At 68.3% G+C, this 15,158-nt stretch carries 13 protein-coding genes and 2 pseudogenes; 6 read left to right on the top strand and 9 right to left on the bottom strand.

Going from position 1 to position 15,158, the window contains the following annotated elements; genetic code table 11:
• The first annotated feature begins 94 nt into the window (after positions 1 to 94).
• A complete protein-coding gene (gene guaB, locus OIE13_RS26020; protein WP_326635636.1) occupies positions 95 to 1,576 on the top strand; it encodes an IMP dehydrogenase in 1,482 nt (493 codons plus the stop codon).
• A gap of 72 nt (positions 1,577 to 1,648) precedes the next feature.
• On the top strand, positions 1,649 to 2,767 hold the full coding sequence (locus tag OIE13_RS26015; protein WP_326635638.1) for a GuaB3 family IMP dehydrogenase-related protein: 1,119 nt from the start codon (positions 1,649 to 1,651) through the stop codon (positions 2,765 to 2,767).
• Between the two features lie 107 nt (positions 2,768 to 2,874).
• Here the strand turns inward: OIE13_RS26015 and nagA are convergent, their stop codons facing one another.
• Positions 2,875 to 4,011 (bottom strand): N-acetylglucosamine-6-phosphate deacetylase, encoded by a 1,137-nt coding sequence (gene nagA, locus OIE13_RS26010; RefSeq protein WP_326635640.1) that lies wholly within the window; start codon positions 4,009 to 4,011, stop codon positions 2,875 to 2,877.
• Positions 4,012 to 4,550: 539 nt separating this feature from the next.
• Here nagA and abc-f point away from each other — a divergent pair.
• Positions 4,551 to 6,185 carry a ribosomal protection-like ABC-F family protein gene (abc-f, locus tag OIE13_RS26005; RefSeq protein ID WP_326635642.1) on the top strand — a complete coding sequence of 545 codons (1,635 nt, stop codon included), beginning with the start codon at positions 4,551 to 4,553 and terminating at the stop codon, positions 6,183 to 6,185.
• A 1,046-nt stretch (positions 6,186 to 7,231) separates the two neighbouring features.
• Here the strand turns inward: abc-f and OIE13_RS26000 are convergent.
• The 4 genes and pseudogenes from OIE13_RS26000 to OIE13_RS25985 form a co-directional block, all read right to left on the bottom strand.
• Positions 7,232 to 7,528, bottom strand: a pseudogene (locus tag OIE13_RS26000) (HepT-like ribonuclease domain-containing protein); the annotation flags it as partial.
• A gap of 70 nt (positions 7,529 to 7,598) precedes the next feature.
• The gene (locus tag OIE13_RS25995; protein ID WP_326635643.1) at positions 7,599 to 7,895 is read right to left on the bottom strand and encodes a nucleotidyltransferase family protein; all 297 of its coding nucleotides are present in this window, start codon (positions 7,893 to 7,895) and stop codon (positions 7,599 to 7,601) included.
• A gap of 296 nt (positions 7,896 to 8,191) precedes the next feature.
• Positions 8,192 to 8,404, bottom strand: a complete 213-nt coding sequence (locus OIE13_RS25990) for a DUF397 domain-containing protein (RefSeq protein ID WP_326828856.1) — start codon at positions 8,402 to 8,404, stop codon at positions 8,192 to 8,194.
• Positions 8,392 to 9,225, bottom strand: coding sequence for a helix-turn-helix domain-containing protein (locus OIE13_RS25985; protein ID WP_326635647.1), 834 nt, complete (start codon positions 9,223 to 9,225; stop codon positions 8,392 to 8,394). Before OIE13_RS25985 ends, OIE13_RS25990 begins: the two co-directional genes overlap by 13 nt.
• 206 nt (positions 9,226 to 9,431) lie before the next feature.
• Between OIE13_RS25985 and OIE13_RS25980 the strand changes: the two genes are divergently transcribed.
• The 3 genes from OIE13_RS25980 to OIE13_RS25970 all read left to right on the top strand — a co-directional run bounded on the left by OIE13_RS25980 (position 9,432) and on the right by OIE13_RS25970 (position 12,799).
• Positions 9,432 to 9,929 (top strand): ATP-binding protein, encoded by a 498-nt coding sequence (locus OIE13_RS25980; RefSeq protein WP_326635649.1) that lies wholly within the window; start codon positions 9,432 to 9,434, stop codon positions 9,927 to 9,929.
• A gap of 841 nt (positions 9,930 to 10,770) precedes the next feature.
• Positions 10,771 to 11,589 (top strand): DUF2079 domain-containing protein, encoded by an 819-nt coding sequence (locus tag OIE13_RS25975; protein ID WP_442816001.1) that lies wholly within the window; start codon positions 10,771 to 10,773, stop codon positions 11,587 to 11,589.
• Positions 11,590 to 11,920: 331 nt separating this feature from the next.
• Complete coding sequence (locus OIE13_RS25970; protein WP_326635653.1) at positions 11,921 to 12,799, top strand: DMT family transporter; 879 nt, start codon at positions 11,921 to 11,923, stop codon at positions 12,797 to 12,799.
• 186 nt (positions 12,800 to 12,985) lie between these two features.
• Here OIE13_RS25970 and OIE13_RS25965 read toward each other — a convergent pair whose 3' ends face one another.
• The 4 genes and pseudogenes from OIE13_RS25965 to OIE13_RS25955 all read right to left on the bottom strand — a co-directional run bounded on the left by OIE13_RS25965 (position 12,986) and on the right by OIE13_RS25955 (position 15,068).
• Positions 12,986 to 13,240 carry a virginiamycin B lyase family protein gene (locus OIE13_RS25965; RefSeq protein WP_442816076.1) on the bottom strand — a complete coding sequence of 85 codons (255 nt, stop codon included), beginning with the start codon at positions 13,238 to 13,240 and terminating at the stop codon, positions 12,986 to 12,988.
• A 438-nt stretch (positions 13,241 to 13,678) separates the two neighbouring features.
• A pseudogene (locus OIE13_RS36825) lies at positions 13,679 to 13,882 on the bottom strand (helix-turn-helix domain-containing protein); the annotation flags it as partial.
• 33 nt (positions 13,883 to 13,915) lie between these two features.
• A complete protein-coding gene (locus tag OIE13_RS25960) occupies positions 13,916 to 14,494 on the bottom strand; it encodes a hypothetical protein (protein WP_326635657.1) in 579 nt (192 codons plus the stop codon).
• Positions 14,478 to 15,068 carry an RNA polymerase sigma factor gene (locus OIE13_RS25955; RefSeq protein WP_326828854.1) on the bottom strand — a complete coding sequence of 197 codons (591 nt, stop codon included), beginning with the start codon at positions 15,066 to 15,068 and terminating at the stop codon, positions 14,478 to 14,480. The genes OIE13_RS25960 and OIE13_RS25955 overlap by 17 nt, the downstream gene beginning before the upstream one ends.
• Positions 15,069 to 15,158 lie beyond the last annotated feature (90 nt).

The following is a 15,158-nucleotide window of genomic DNA, read 5'->3' as shown; positions in this document are numbered from 1 at the left end:
CCGCGTCCACCAAGTTTGGCGCCAGACTCTAAACTGTGACCCGGGGGTCGGCGCCTTTCCCCGTCATGAGAGCGCCGTGGCAGGAGGGTTGCAGATGGCCAAGTTCACCGAGCGGGGGCTCACGTTCGACGACGTGCTGCTGGTGCCCGCGTATTCGGACCTGCAACCGGGGCAGGCCGACACCACCACCCGGCTGTCACGGGGCATCACCCTGCGGATTCCGTTGATCTCCGCGGCGATGGACACGGTGACCGAGGCCCGCATGGCGGTGGCGATGGCGCGTCAGGGCGGCATAGGCATCCTGCACCGCAACCTGTCGATCGAGGACCAGGCCCAGCAGGCCGACCTCGTCAAGCGCTCCGAGGCCGGGATGGTCACCAACCCGATCACCTGCTCCCCGGACGAGACGCTCGCCGATGTCGAGCGCCTCTGCGCCACCTATCGGATCTCCGGCGTCCCGGTGACCGACGCGAGCGGCGTGCTCGTCGGCATCGTCACCAACCGCGACATGCGCTTCGAGAGCGACCACAACCGTCCGGTGCGCGAGGTCATGACCCCGATGCCGCTGGTCACCGCGCCGGTCGGGGTCTCCACCGACGACGCGTTCGAGCTGCTCAGGCGGAGCAAGATCGAGAAGCTTCCGCTGGTCGACGCCGGGGGGCGGCTGCGCGGGCTCATCACCGTCAAGGACTTCACCAAGAGCGAGAAATACCCGCTCTCGACCAAGGACGCCAACGGCCGGCTCGTCGTGGGGGCGGCCGTCGGCGTCGGGGGTGACGCGGAGAAGCGGGCGAGCGCGCTGATCGAGGCCGGGGTCGACGTGATCGTGGTGGATGTCGCGCACGGCCACTCCAAGGGCCTCGCCGACATGATCGCCAAGATCAAGGCCAACAGCAAGGTCGACGTGATCGGCGGCAACATCGCCACCCGCGCGGGCGCCCAGATGCTGGTCGACGCCGGGGTCGACGCGGTCAAGGTCGGTGTCGGGCCCGGCTCCATCTGCACCACCCGGGTGGTCGCCGGTGTCGGCGCCCCGCAGGTGACGGCCATCCACGAGGCGTCCCTCGCGGCCGGCCCCGCGGGGGTTCCGGTGATCGGCGACGGCGGCCTGCAGTATTCGGGCGACATCGTCAAGGCCATCGCGGCAGGGGCCGACTCGGTCATGCTCGGATCGCTCCTGGCGGGCTGCGAGGAGTCCCCGGGTGAATTGATCTTCATTAACGGCAAGCAGTTCAAGTCGTACCGGGGGATGGGCTCGCTCGGCGCGGTCCGCAACCGTGAGCGCGGCGGCGCCTCGTTCAGCAAGGACCGCTATGCCCAGGCCGATGTCGGCGGCGAGGACAAGTTCATCCCCGAGGGTATCGAGGGGCAGGTCCCCTACCGGGGCCCGGTCGCCGCGGTGGCCCACCAGCTCGTCGGCGGCCTGCGCCAGGGCATGTGGTACTCCGGATGCAGCACGATCCCCGAGATGCACGTACGGTGCGAGCTGATGCCGATCACGTCGGCGGGTCTCAAGGAGAGTCACCCGCACGACATCCAGATGACGGTCGAGGCCCCCAATTACCACGGTCGCTAGAGCGGCGCGCACCGCGCACTCGTGAAAACGTGGCGTGCGCCATGCACGCCACGGAACGGAAAAGACAGACATATGACTCAGGTAGAGATCGGCCGCGGCAAGAACGGCCGTCGTGCCTACGCGCTCGACGATATCGGCATCGTTCCGTCCCGTCGTACCCGCGACCCGGAGGAGGTCTCGATCGCCTGGCAGATCGACGCCTACCGCTTCGAGCTGCCCGTCGTGGTGAGCCCGATGGACAGCGTGGTCTCGCCGAAGACCGCCATCGAGGTCGGCAGGCTCGGCGGTCTCGCCGTGCTCGACCTCGAAGGGCTGTGGACCCGGTACGAGGACCCGATGCCGCTGCTGCAGGAGGTGGCCGAGCTCAAGGGGGAGCCCGCCACCAGGCGGCTGCAGGAGATCTACAACGCGCCGATCAAGGAAGAGCTGATCGGCCGCCGCATCGAGGAGATCCGGGCGGCCGGGGTGGCCACGGCGGTCCGGCTCTCCCCGCAGCGCACGGTCCAGTACCACAAGGTGGTCATCGACGCGGGCGTGGACATCTTCGTGATCCGCGGCACCACGGTCTCCGCCGAGCACGTCTCCGGCAGGGCCGAGCCGCTCAACCTCAAGCAGTTCATCTACGAGCTCGACGTCCCCGTGGTCGTCGGGGGATGCGCCACCTACACCGCGGCGCTGCACCTGATGCGGACCGGCGCGGCCGGGGTGCTCGTCGGCTTCGGCGGCGGCGCCTCGCACACCACCCGCACGGTGCTGGGTGTGGCGGTGCCGATGGCCACCGCGATCTCCGACGTGGCCGCCGCCCGCCGCGACTACATGGACGAGTCCGGTGGCCGTTACGTCCACGTCATCGCCGACGGCGGCATGGGCACCTCAGGCGACATCGCCAAGGCGATCGCGGTGGGCGCGGACGCGGTCATGGTCGGCTCGCCGCTGGCCAGGGCCGTCGAGGCCCCCGGCCAGGGCTTCCACTGGGGGTCGGAGGCGCAGCATCCCGATCTGCCCAGGGGCAAGCGGGTCGAGTTCGGCACGATCGGCACGCTGGAGCAGATCCTGCACGGCCCCTCCTCGGTGGCCGACGGTTCAATGAACCTGATGGGCGCGCTCAAGCGCACGATGGCCACCGCCGGATACTCCGACCTCAAGGAGTTCCAGCGGGTCGAGGTCGTCGTCGCCCCGCAGGTCAGCTGACATTCCGTGCGAATGCCCGGCCGACCGGCCGGGCATTCGCCGTTTCCCCCGCGTCGCCGGACTTTCTCCCGCGTCGCCGGACAGCGATCGGCTCAGCGGGGTTCGGCTCAGCGGGGTTCGGTGATCCAGGAGCCCCTGCGCATCACGCCGGAGACCTCCAGCTCGTCGGTGAGCACCACCAGATCGGCCTGCTTGCCGACCGAGACGGACCCCAGGCGGTCGGCGAGGCCGAGCACCCTGGCGGGGGTCAGGGAGGCGATCTCGGACGCCTCGGCCAGTGACAGGCCCACCTCACGCACGGCCCGCCGGAACGCGACGTCCATGGTCAGGGTGCTGCCCGCGATGGCGCCGCCCTCGGCCAGCCGGGCCACCCCGTCCACCACGTCCACCTTCATCGGGCCGAGCCCGTAGAGGCCGTCACCCATGCCCGCCGCCGCCATCGCGTCGGTGATCAGCGCCGTCCTGCCGGGGCCGGCGACCTCGAAGGCCAGGCGCGTCATGGCCGGGTGCAGATGCACGCCGTCGTTGATCAGCTCGACCGTGACGCGCTCGTCCTGGAGCAGCGCGGCGATCGGCCCCGGGTCGCGGTGGTGCAGCGGCGGCATCGCGTTGTAGAGATGGGTCGCGACGCTGCCGCCCGCCTCTATCCCGGCGATCGTCTGGGCGTAGGTGGCGTCGCTGTGGCCAAGGGCGGCGATCACGCCGCTCGCCGTCGCCTCCCGTACGGTGTCCAGCGCGCCGGGCAATTCGGCGGCGATGGTGACCATCCGCACCTGGCCGCGCCCGGCCCTGATCAGCCCGGCGAGCTCCTGGGGCGAGGGCTCGCGCAGCAGCGCCGGGTTGTGCGCGCCGCACCGGGCCGCGGAGATGTAGGGGCCCTCAAGATGGATCCCGGCCAGCAGGCCGTCCTCGCACAGGTCGGCAAGGGCGGCGGCGGTCCTGGCCAGATCGTCAAGGGATGCGGTGACCAGGCTGGCCATCAGCGTGGTGGTGCCGTGCCGGGCGTGCAGCTCGATGGCCCGGCTCGCCTGCTCCGGATCGCCGGTGGGAAAGGAGCCGCCCGCCCCGCCGTGGTTGTGGATGTCCACGAAACCCGGCACGACATACCGGCCGCCCAGCCCGAGCCCCGGCCCCGGAGCGGACCCCTGGCCCACATGCGTGATGCGGCCGTCTTCAATGGTGAGCCAGCCCCCGTGGACACCTTCGGGGGTCACGATGCGTGCGTCAGCGAGTGTGATGCTCATGCCCCTATCCTCGCGGTTTCCCGGGGAAGGGTGATCTCGACGCGACCATCGGTCGCCGCCACGAATTCGTCCGGGGCGGGGACACCCGCGGACCCCGGCAGCCCCTTCCCCGGCCAGAGCCGGACTGGCCAGAGCCGGACTCGACGGCGTCGGGCTCGACGGCGTCGGGCTCGGCTGCGTCTGCGTCTGCGTCTGTGTTTGCGTCGGCATCGGCATCGGCATCGGCGTCGGCATCGGCATCGGCATCGGCATCGGTAAGAGTGGCGGGGTGGCGAGTGGTGGTGAGTCGGGGCAGGTCAGACTGGCAAGGGCCCCGATTTATCCCAATGAAAACGAGGCTCTCAGCTGATACCGTGGCCGGGCAGTAGTGGCGGAACGGAGCATGACATGGCAGGCGAAGAAGACATCTCCGGGTGATACCGGATCCCATCGCCATCGGTGACGTGCCCATCACGGGACCGCTGATCGGTGATGCCTTCGTGTCCTGACCATTTCGCCGGGCGGGCCTCACCGTGCCGGCCGAACGCGGAAGCGATTCGATGTCCGACGCCCTGATCGTGGTTTCCAACCTGTCCTTTTCCTGGCCCGACGACACCCCGGTGTTCGAGGACCTCTCGTTCAGTGTCCCCGCCGGACACACCGGCCTGGTCGCGCCCAACGGTGCCGGCAAGAGCACGCTGCTCAGGCTGATCGCCGGTGAACTTCGCCCGGCCGCAGGGTCGGTCACGGTGCGGGGGATGCCGGGCTACCTGCCCCAGACGCTGCCCCTGGTCGGTGACCTGACCGTGGCCGAGGTCCTGGGGATCGCCCCGGTGATCAGCGCGCTGGACGCCATCGAGTCCGGGGACGCGAGCGAGGAGCATTTCGCTGCCATCGGTGACGACTGGGACATCGAGGAGCGCACCCGTGCCCAGCTGGACCGGCTCGGCCTCGGGGACGTCTCCCTCACCCGGCGCCTGCACACCCTCAGTGGTGGCCAGGTCGTCTCCCTCGGCCTGGCGGCACAGCTGCTGAAGCGGCCCGACGTGCTGCTGCTCGACGAACCGACCAACAACCTCGACCTCGACGCGCGCAGGAGGCTCTACGACGTGCTCGCCGACTGGAACGGCTGCCTGCTGCTGGTCAGCCATGACCGGGCACTGCTCGACCGGATGGACCGCATCGCCGAACTCGATCGGGGCGAGATTCGCTCCTACGGTGGGAACTTCACCTTCTATGAGGAGGCCGTGCGCGCCGCGCGGGAGGTCGCCGAGAAGAACATTCGCACTGCCGAGCAGGAGGTCAGGCGGGAGAAGCGGGAGATGCAGCAGGCCCGTGAGCGGGCCGCGCGCCGGGCCGGCAACGCCGCACGCACCCTCAAGGACGCCGGACTGCCGAAGATCTTCGCCGGGACGATGAAGCGGAACGCCCAGGAGTCGGCGGGGAAGGCGGACGAGACGCACGCCGCGCGGGTCAGCAGGGCCAGGGCCCGGCTCGACGAGGCGGGCCGCGCCCTGCGCGACGAGCAGAGAATCTCGCTGGAACTGCCCGGGACCAACGTCCCGGCCGGCCGTACGGTCTTCCTCGGCGAGCGGATGCAGGTCCGCCACGGTGAGCGGGCACTTTTCGCCGGCCAGGGCGCCGACCTGACGATCCGGGGGCCCGAGCGGATCGCGCTGACCGGCCCCAACGGTGCCGGCAAGTCCACCCTGCTGCGCGTGATCAACGGTGAGCTGGAGCCGGAGGGCGGCGGGACCAAGCGGGCCGACGGGCGGGTCGCCTACCTGTCCCAACGGCTGGACCTGCTGGACCTGGACCGCACCGTGGCGGAGAACCTGGCCGCGTTCACGCCCGGGCTGCCGGAGGCGGAGCGGATGAACCTGCTCGCCCGCTTCCTGTTCCGTGGCTCCCGCGTTCACCTCCCGGTCGGGGTGCTGTCCGGCGGCGAGCGGCTGCGCGCCACCCTGGCCTGCGTCCTGTGCGCCGAACCGGCGCCCCAACTGCTGCTGCTGGACGAGCCGACCAACAACCTCGACCTGGTCAGCTTCGCCCAGCTGGAAGGCGCCCTGCGCTCGTACGAGGGCGCCTTCGTGGTGGTCAGCCACGACGAGCGGTTCCTCGCCGAGATCGGCGTGAACCGCCGGCTACACCTGTCCGAGGGCCGCCTGCTCGAAACGAGCGCCCCTGACCTGTGAGGTGACCTGAGTGCTTGACGGGCGCATGCCTCTTTCTTCAGGGCTCTGTTGCTTAATTGCGGTCGCGTCCACGGATGTGGTGTACGAGCATCCGAGTCCGGTGAGCCGGTCACGGTGGAAAAGCGTGGCGTCGTCCGTGGGGAAAAGCGCGGCGAGGGTGGTGGAGTGGTTCAGGGCCGCTCGTTGGTGTCGCGTCGTGCGGGGTCGAAGGTCAAAAGCGCGCCGAGGGTGGTGGAGTGGCCCCAGACCGCCCATCGGTACGGGTCCGCCGCGGTGTGGAAGGGTTCGGGGCCGCTCCTCGCCGCCGCCTCGCGCGGGGCTCTCGCCGTGCGGGGTACGAAGGTCCGCGGGATGTCCGGTCACGGGTCGCCCCCGGCCGGGTGCGGGGACGAACCGGGCCTTCCACCACGAAAAGCGGCCCACCCGAGGGGGCGGGAGTGGCGCCTTTCTTGATCTGGGTGAATCCGCACGCCCCCAGCGTGCCAACTCATCCAGATCATGGAAAATCCCCGATCGTCACCACCACGGCCCCGCCTCCACGCCCGCCATGACCCGCTTTGCCCCCTCCCGGAGCTCCACCGGCCCGCCCCCGGTCACCCACACCCGACCAACGCCCGCCCCCACCCTGCGCGATGCGTTACCGGTGAGCGGCCCCCAACCACTCCACCGCCCTCGCCGCGCTTTTGATCTTTGACCCCGTACGATGCGATACCGGTGAGCGGTCCTGAGCGACTTCATCGTCCTCGCTGTGCTTTTGGTCTTCGGCCCCGTACGATGCGTTGCCGGTGAGCGGTCCCGAGCCACTTCATCGTCCTCGCCGCGCTTTTCCCCACGTACTACGCCGTGCTTTTCAACGGCGATCAGCCAGGCGCGACGCAGGTATTGATCTCAAACACTGGTACACCACCTGCGCGGACGCGACCATCGACGCTCCGCCGTGTAGATGATCTCCGCCCCCCGCGCATTGACCGGGAGCCCTTGTGAGGGTGATACCGCCAACCGCCATACGCGGAGAAGCCGACTAAAGATCTCAATCAGCTGAGGGCTCAGCGCGCTTCTTCTTGTTGCAGGCGCTTGAAGAGGTCTGGGTGGGCGCGCTGAAGTAGATCTCGTACCTGCCGCTCCAGTTCGGGAACACTCACTGTGGCGGCGCTGTGCACGATCTTCCAGTCGACGCTGAAGTATCGGTGGACCACGTTGTTGCGCAGCCCTCTGATCAGCTTCCACGGGATCTCAGGGGTGGAGGCTCGGGTCTCGTCCGAGATCCCTCCGACGGCCTCACCGATGATGGAGAGCTGCCAGATGACCGCATCGCGGCGCATCGAGTCAGTGGCCCACACGTCGGGTGAGACATCTTCGAGCTAGGAGGCGATCTTCCTGGCGGCTTCCACGATGTCCACCAGGTAAAGGCCCTCACGCTGCATACAGCACCTGGGCGTCATCGAGGACCTGGTCCCGGATGACCCAGTGGAGGCCTTCCTTGGAGACCACGTCGACCTTGCGGCCAAGCAGAGCTTCCAACTCCTCCTGGAAACCGAAGAACTCGATCCCGATGTCACTGTCCGGCTTCAGGACGTAGAGGAGGTCGACGTCGCTTCCTTCGTGATCCTCGCCACGAGCAACCGACCCGAAAACAGCCAACTCGGCAATACCGTACTTCTCGCAAAGTCTGACCAAATGCGTATAAACGGTCGTGAAGTCAACGCTCATGACACCTCCCACGTCCCATGCTGCCATCTCGGTCGCGTCGCCGCATGCTCCGGCCCTCTCGGGCCGATCTGATTCAGATCCGGCGAGTCCTGCCTCTCCACAGGATCATCAAGATCACCAACCTGTACGTCGGACCGCTGATCTTCAAGGCCCCGGCCGGTCCCGGACCGTTCTCGGGACCAGCCAGTCATCTCCTGGCATTCTTCAGCCGATGCCTCTCCAGGTCGGCACGCTCAATCTCCTGGATGTCGATTCCAGAGGTGTCGTTGAAGGCCGGTCACGGGTGAAAAACGGGGTTAGTCGAACTCGCCGTTCCGCACGCCGTGCAGGAAGGTGGTCCACTGGGTCGAGGTGAGGGTCAGGGCCGGGCCGGTGGGCTTCTTGCTGTCGCGGATGCCTCGGTGGCCGCCGGACAGCTTCGCGATCTCCACGCAGTTGCCGCCGTTGTCGCCGGACAGCGAGGACTTGCGCCACGCGGCCGTGCCGAGTTCCCTGGTTACGTCGTCCACTGTTTCCTCGTCTCCCTGATCAGGTCGGATGAGGCTCGCTGTGTCTGGGCCTCACCGTGGATCGTCTCGTACCTTGCGGTGATCTCCGCCACCTCGTCGGAATCGCCGGTGACCTGGCCGTACACGGAGGACTCGGCGTAGGCCATGTCAGGCATGTTCCGGCCGCGCGCGATCACGAACGCTCCCATGAGCCCCGTGGTGCTCCACGAGTCGCGGGGGAGCACCTGAACGGTGACGCGCGGACGCCCCGCCATCGCGAGAAGATGATCCATCTGTCCGGCCATCACCGCCTTGTTGCCGACCGGGCGGGTGAGGACGCCTTCGTCCAGAACTACCCATAGCATGGGCGGGTCTTCCCGGTCGAGGATGTGTTGCCTGTCTATCCGTGCGGCCAGGGTCGCCTCCACCCGGTCGTGGGTGACACCCGGCTTGCCGGTGATGAGTGCCCGCGCGTAGTCCGCTGTCTGGAGCAGGCCGGGGACGATCAATGGTTCCCAGGTCCGCAGCGAGTCGGCGCTCTGCTCGATCTCCACCCAGCGCCGGAACCAGGTCGGCAGGCGGGTGGCCTGCTCGTTCGCCTTCCGCCAGGCCGACAGCAGCGCGCCGCCCGCGTTGAGAACCTCGTCGACCTTGCTGGCGAACTCCTCCTTGGCGGCACGTTCGCCACGCTCGATCATGCTGATCTGGGAAACCGACCATCCCAGGATGGCGGCCAGGTCTTTTTGTCGCATTCCAGCGGCTATGCGGTATTCACGAAGTAGTGCCCCGAATTGTAGACTAGGTGCAATCAAAGGCTCTTGGTCCGCGATTCTCTCGGTCATGCTCCTCCCGTCATCGCACAGGAAATGCACAGTGAGCGTGCAATCCAGTGCAGCGTTCGTGCGTTGATTGTGTAGCGAATCGACTACCGACAGTAGTCATTGTTTGGGATGGTCGATGGACAAGTCAACAGGTGGCGGATTTCCGGTCAACATATTCAGTGGGAGCCGCCACGCCGGTGCGGACACCGGGGCGAAAGGCCACAATCATGCAATCGGAGTCAAAGAAACTCGGAGAAGTTTTCCTGCCGCGTACGGCTGAATCGGTTCCCCGCGCCCGGAGCGTGGTGGGTGAACTGCTCGGTGTCGACCATCACGCTTATGAGTCTGTGAGACTGGTCGTCTCCGAGCTGACCACCAACGCCTTCAAGCACGCCGATCGGGGCCAGGTCGATGAGTCGATCCGGCTCGCCCTGTTCCGGTGTGGCTCGATCATCCGGATAGAGGTCACCGACCAGGGAGCCGCGTTCGACGCGCCGCACCGTGAGGCTCCCCGTACGGCGATCCAGAACGCCGGGGCCGAGTTCGGGCGCGGTCTGATGATCGTCGACGAGCTGTCGCAGGGCAACTGGGGAAGCCGCGACCACGGCCGGGGCCGAGGGCGGACCGTCTGGTGCGAGCTGCCCGCCGACCTCCTCCCCGAGGATCCCGAAACCGTCGATCAGTTTTCCGCCGGCTCCGCTGCGCCGGTCACGACCATCGGTTAATCGAAAACCACTGGTTAATCACAAAGAGCCGCCCCCGGCAGGAAAGCGGAATGCGTCCTTCCCCCTATTGGTGTATTCCGCCGCTCCCATTCCCCGATGAGAGCCATGTCGGGGGCCGACCGGCCGCCGTTCAAGCACGACAGCGGCTTTATGTGGCGCTGAGAACCGTTGCCGCTCACATATTTCTTGAACCACCCCGAAAATGCCCGGCTACCCGATGAAGGGAAAAGGGGTGTTCGCCAACCTGGCGGAAGCGTCGGCCCTGTTCGACCGGCGGTCGCAATTCGAGTTCAGGACGGCATAGGGCCGACGCGCCCGTCGTCCGGGTGCCTCCCGGCCGGTGGTCTGACCGTCACCGGTGCCGGCCAGACCACCGGCCGAGGCGCCCGAGGGGCCCGCTGTCGTGTGCGCGGGTGAGCTCCTCGGGAGGGAGGCCAGAACGGCCAGAAGTGATCTTCTTGAGCGCGCGGGTTCTCCTCTGCGGGGCGGCAGACGACCCGGGAGTTCGGATCGGCTTTGCGGGCCCCTTTGATCTTGCTGGGACGGACGAGTGTCCGATGTCGAGCCCAGAGTGTGCAGCTGGGGTCAGCCGGAAGGTTAGGCAGCGCCTTCACCCCGTGCCGTCCCCCGTGGGACTGATCGACGCTCCGCCGCGTAGATGATTCCCGCCCCCCGCGCATTGACCGGGAGTCCTTGTGCGGGTGGTGCCGCGCCGGTTGTTCCAGCACGGCACCGTACGCGGGGGCCTGGGGCCGAGGCCTCAGGGTTACCCCCTGGCGTCCATTGCCGGTGAGCCAGGAGAGCAATGGGGGGCGGATGGGGCATTTTGCAAAAGCAAGTCGTGTACGGGGTCATGTACATGGGGGTCGGTCTGGCGTACACGGGTCTCGTCCTCGCCGTCCTCATCCCGGCCGTGGGCGGCGACTCCACCATGTACTGGGCGTACGGCCACCTCGGTGGCAACATGTCCGCGGTGGTCGTGCACGTCCTCAGCGACCCGCTGGGCGTCCTCGGCAGCCTCTTCAGCCCGCAGGTCAAGCTCGACACGCTGGCCTTCCTGCTGTGGCCGACCCTGCTGGCCTGCCTGTTCTCCCCGCTGACGCTGATCGCCCTCCCCCAGTTGCTGGAGCGTATGCTCTCCGACCGCACGCAGTGGTGGGTGACCGACTTCCATCACAGCGCCATCACGGTGGCCGTCCTGTTCTGTGCGGGAGTCGACGGAGCCGCCCGGGTGATCCGCTGGGCGCGACGCCGCGAACCCGGCCTGAGCGAGCGCGGCGCGTCGCTGCTCTGGGCGGCCGCCGTCTGCGCCGTCGCGCTCACCCTCCTGCCGCGATTCCCCTTCGACCAGCTCATCAGGCCCGGCTTCTACGAGAAACACCCCGATGTGGTCGCGGCCGAGCAGGTGGTCGCGGCCGTACCTTCCGGTGTGGTCGTCGAGGCAGTCAACCACGTGGGCCCCCGCCTGTCCGCCCGCACCACCGTCCTGCTGTGGGAGGACAGACCCCCTACCGCCCCCTGGATCGTCGCCGACACCGCCCGCGCCGCCTACCCCTGGGGCTCACTCGACCGTCAACGCCAACGCGTCGACGAACTGAGGAGCCAGGGCTACCGGGTCGTCTACGAGCGCGAAGGCTACGTGGTCCTGCACCGCACCTGATCTTCTGGTTTAGGGCTTGCAGTACGCCTTCCTGATCATGCTGGTGCCGTTGGTTGCGAACGCGGCCCAGCGGATCATCGCCTACCTGCCTGAAGGTGTCGCGGTCGGGGTCGTAGCCGGCTCCGGTGACCGGAGCTTAAGTCCGAGTGAAAGTCCGGCAGGCCGGATACGGTGCCGGAGTTCGGGGAAAGGCTTGTTCGAGGGCCCGCTCAGCACCGGCCTGCCGGGCCGGACCACTCACGTAGTGGGCACTGGTGGTCAAGGTGTGGGGAACGCCTTCACCGCTTGGTGCCACTTCTGTCGGACCGGACATCGAAAAAGGTCACCGCTTGTGATCATCGTGATCTCGCTGGGTGCGGCGTGCCTTCTCGGCCTCGGCTTCGTCGCACAGCAGCATGCGGCGTACCGCCAGCCCCTGGAGGACATGCTGCGCCTGCGCCTGCTGCTGCACCTCATCCGCACGCCGTTGTGGCTGGCCGGGATCGGGCTGATGCTCTGCGGCCAGATCCTCGGCGCCCTCGCGCTGCGGGAGGCGGACGTGGCGAAGGTGGTGCCGCTACTGGCGATGAACCTGCTGTTCGCGCTGACCGCGGCCCATGTCATCTACCAGGAGCCGTTCGGCCGCATGCTGCAGCTGGGCGCGGTGCTGGTGGGCGGAGGAGTGGCGCTGTTCCTGTACGGCGGTCGGCCCCATGGCGGGACCCTGCCTGCACCGGGTTCCCTGCGGTGGCTGACGGTGCTTTCGGTGATCGTGGTGGCGGGTGGGCTGGTCATGTTCGGTCTGCGGCGTTCCCTGCAGGTCAAGGCGATGTTGCTGGCGGCGGCCGCCGGGGTGCTGTACGGGCTGCAGGACGTGCTGACGCGCAGCTCCCTGCTCACGCTGAGCAACGGGCTGAACCTGGCCGCTACCTGGCAGCCGTACCTTCTGCCCTGCGTCGCCGTGGTGGGGCTGCTGCTCAACCAGAGCGCGTTCGACGCCGCCCCGCTCCGGATCTCGTTGCCGGCCACCACGGCCGCTGAGCCGATCACCGGGATCGTGCTGGGCGTGGCGATCTTCTCCGAGCGTCTGCGGGTCACTCCGGAGGCGCTCGCGGCGGAGGTGGCCGGCTTGATCGCGATGGTGACCGGCATCGTCATCCTCGGCCGGTCTCAGTCTCTGGCCAAGCCGATGCGGAATGCTCTTCGGCGCCCGGACGGGGATCGGCAGTGATCTCCGCGGTCCTGGCGTTGCTCGCGGTGACCGGCAATGCCTCCGGCCTCGGTGCTACAGCGTGGAGGCCTTCCTGCCTCTCCGTAGGATCACCAAGATCAACAGCCTGTGCGCCGGTGGACGGGTCGCGAGACGGTCGGCGGCCGCAGCCTGTGATCTTGCGGGGGCGGCAGCCGACCGGCTTGGTCAGGGAGTCACGATGGCGATTTTGTCGACGTAGTCCTCGGTGAGCCAGAGATTGTCATCGGGGCCGGCCGTGATGTCGAACGGCCCGGAGACGACGGTCGGCAACGCGTACTCATTGATCGTCCCGGCGGTGGTGATCCGCCCGATCTTGTTCCCGGCCGACTCGGTGAACCACACCGCGCCGTCCGGTCCCGTGGCGATGTGCGCCGGCTGGGAATCGGTGGTGGGGGGTGTGGCGGAGGGGTGGAGGCGGATACCGACAGAGGGGTGCTTGCCGCCAGGACCAGAGCCATGACCACGAGCGGATACCCCAGGCGCCGAGAGCGATGACGCATGACATCCCTTCCCAAAGAAAGAAGAACCAAAAAGGAACGCGGGCGGGCCGCTGGGCGCGGTTGAGCGATCGAGGTCCGCGGCGTCAGACCGCCGTCGGCGGGTGTCGGCACAGATCTCCAGAAGACCCGATCCGGACGAGGTTCCTCACCTCTGTCCGGCCCCGGTGACTCCACTATCTCCCGTGTCCGGCCCCGGTGACCCCACTATCTCCCGCAGCCGTCGACGGCCGTCGATCATCTGCGTTCGTGGCTGGTCAGGGAAGCGCCAGCTCATCGGATGGGGCCGTCCAGGAGCACGCCGGATTCCCCCGGGCGGGCGATCCGGGTTCCGCCCCCACGCCGGGGACGTGCGGATTCGAGGCGACCCCTGGGGGCGAAGCGTCGCTGAAAGGGGCGCCGAGCCGTTGCGCCACCGCTTCCCGGTACGCCGGTTGATCCCGACGATCCGGCACGCCTCATAGTTACTGAAGCCTTGATCCATAAGGCGGAAGTATGCCTTCCGCTCTGCGGTCAGCTTCCTCCGCCCCTGAGGGGATCGGATCTTGCGGATCTCGAAGTCCATCGCACTCCCTGAGCTGGGGTGTTGCGACGACCGCTAGAAGGGAAGCCCGGCGAGTGTCAGGGCGATGGCGATGGCGAGGGTGATCGTGGCGGGACTGGTCGTCCAGAGGTGTCGCAGGCCGTCCGGGACGGGCACGTCGGTGGCGGTCAGCGCGTAGAGGGCCCACACCGACAGCCCGCCGCCTATCGCGGCGGAGGGGTTCCAGCACACGGACAACAGCAGGCTGAGTGCTGCGAGCACCGCCATGGGCCCCAGCCATGCCATGATCAGTGCGGAGGCCAGCCAGATCGCCGGATTCAGCAGCCGGGCCTCCATCGCCAGCAGGGCCCACGCCCTGTGCAGCCCGCGTACGGCAGCTTCCACGTGCGGTGACGAGGTCCTCCGCGATGGTGCTGGTCGCCGTGCGGACTCCGGCGCGGCCGGAGTCAGGCCGTCGAAGGCGGCCCTCATCAGGGCGGCGCGCACGATCTCGGGGCCGGGCGGAGGCGGGATACCGTCGCGGATCTCCCGCAGCTCGGGCCAGTCGTGGATTTCCGCGAGCCCGGACAGGTCGTGGATCTCTGGCGGTCTGGGCCGCTTGTGGGGTTCTGTTGGCTCAGGACGGTTGTTCATCGACGCACCTCCTCAGGGTCGCTCGGGCGTGATGCAGGCGGCTTTTCACCGTGCCGACCGGGATTTCCAGCACTTCGGCGATCTCCCGGTGGCTCAGGTCGTCGAGGAAGGCGAGTACGACCACCTCGCGCTGGGCCAGCGGCAGCCGGGCCAGCACCGTCCGCACCCGGTCGTCGCCCACGGCCAGTTCCTCGGGGCCGGGCAGGGGGTCGACGCCGTCGGGCGGTTCGGCCGCCAGAGGAGGTGGAACGCCGCGGAGCCGGTTGTGCGCCTGCCTGCGCGCCACCCCGAACAGCCAGATGTTGACGCTGGAGCGGCTCTGGTAGGTGCCCGCCGAGCGCCACACGGCCAGCAGCGTGTCCTGGAGGATCTCCTCGGCCGTGCCCCGATCCCCGGCGAGCCGGTAGATGAAGGCGAACAGCGGCCTGGCGTATCGCTCGTACAGTTCGGTCAGCGCGCCCGCGTCGCCGTCGGCCACCCTGGCCAGCACACGGGTGTCGTCCTCCCTCGTGCGGGCACGCCGACGCGCGGCGCCGAACCAGCGCAGTGCCATCCTCTCGGTTCCCCCGTCCACGCCAGGTGTGTAGCGTCGGCCTCGCCCTGGGGTTCAGGTGATCCGCGGTGAAATGTCGCTGACCGTGCTGAGCTCGATCTTCGGGGACAG

The organism is Streptosporangium sp. NBC_01810, assembly GCF_035917355.1.
Lineage (GTDB): Bacteria > Actinomycetota > Actinomycetes > Streptosporangiales > Streptosporangiaceae > Streptosporangium.
The sequence above is the reverse complement of the archived record's forward strand: the minus strand, read 5'-3'. Positions and strand labels throughout refer to the sequence as shown.

Excerpts from the sequence above, each read along its gene's own strand:
- guaB (WP_326635636.1), top strand. The coding sequence starts at position 95 with ATGGCCAAGTTCACCGAGCGGGGGCTCACGTTCGACGACGTGCTGCTG.
- OIE13_RS26015 (WP_326635638.1), top strand. The coding sequence starts at position 1,649 with ATGACTCAGGTAGAGATCGGCCGCGGCAAGAACGGCCGTCGTGCCTAC.
- nagA (WP_326635640.1), bottom strand. The coding sequence starts at position 4,011 with ATGAGCATCACACTCGCTGACGCACGCATCGTGACCCCCGAAGGTGTC.
- abc-f (WP_326635642.1), top strand. The coding sequence starts at position 4,551 with ATGTCCGACGCCCTGATCGTGGTTTCCAACCTGTCCTTTTCCTGGCCC.
- OIE13_RS25995 (WP_326635643.1), bottom strand. The coding sequence starts at position 7,895 with ATGAGCGTTGACTTCACGACCGTTTATACGCATTTGGTCAGACTTTGC.
- OIE13_RS25985 (WP_326635647.1), bottom strand. The coding sequence starts at position 9,225 with ATGACCGAGAGAATCGCGGACCAAGAGCCTTTGATTGCACCTAGTCTA.
- OIE13_RS25980 (WP_326635649.1), top strand. The coding sequence starts at position 9,432 with ATGCAATCGGAGTCAAAGAAACTCGGAGAAGTTTTCCTGCCGCGTACG.
- OIE13_RS25960 (WP_326635657.1), bottom strand. The coding sequence starts at position 14,494 with ATGAACAACCGTCCTGAGCCAACAGAACCCCACAAGCGGCCCAGACCG.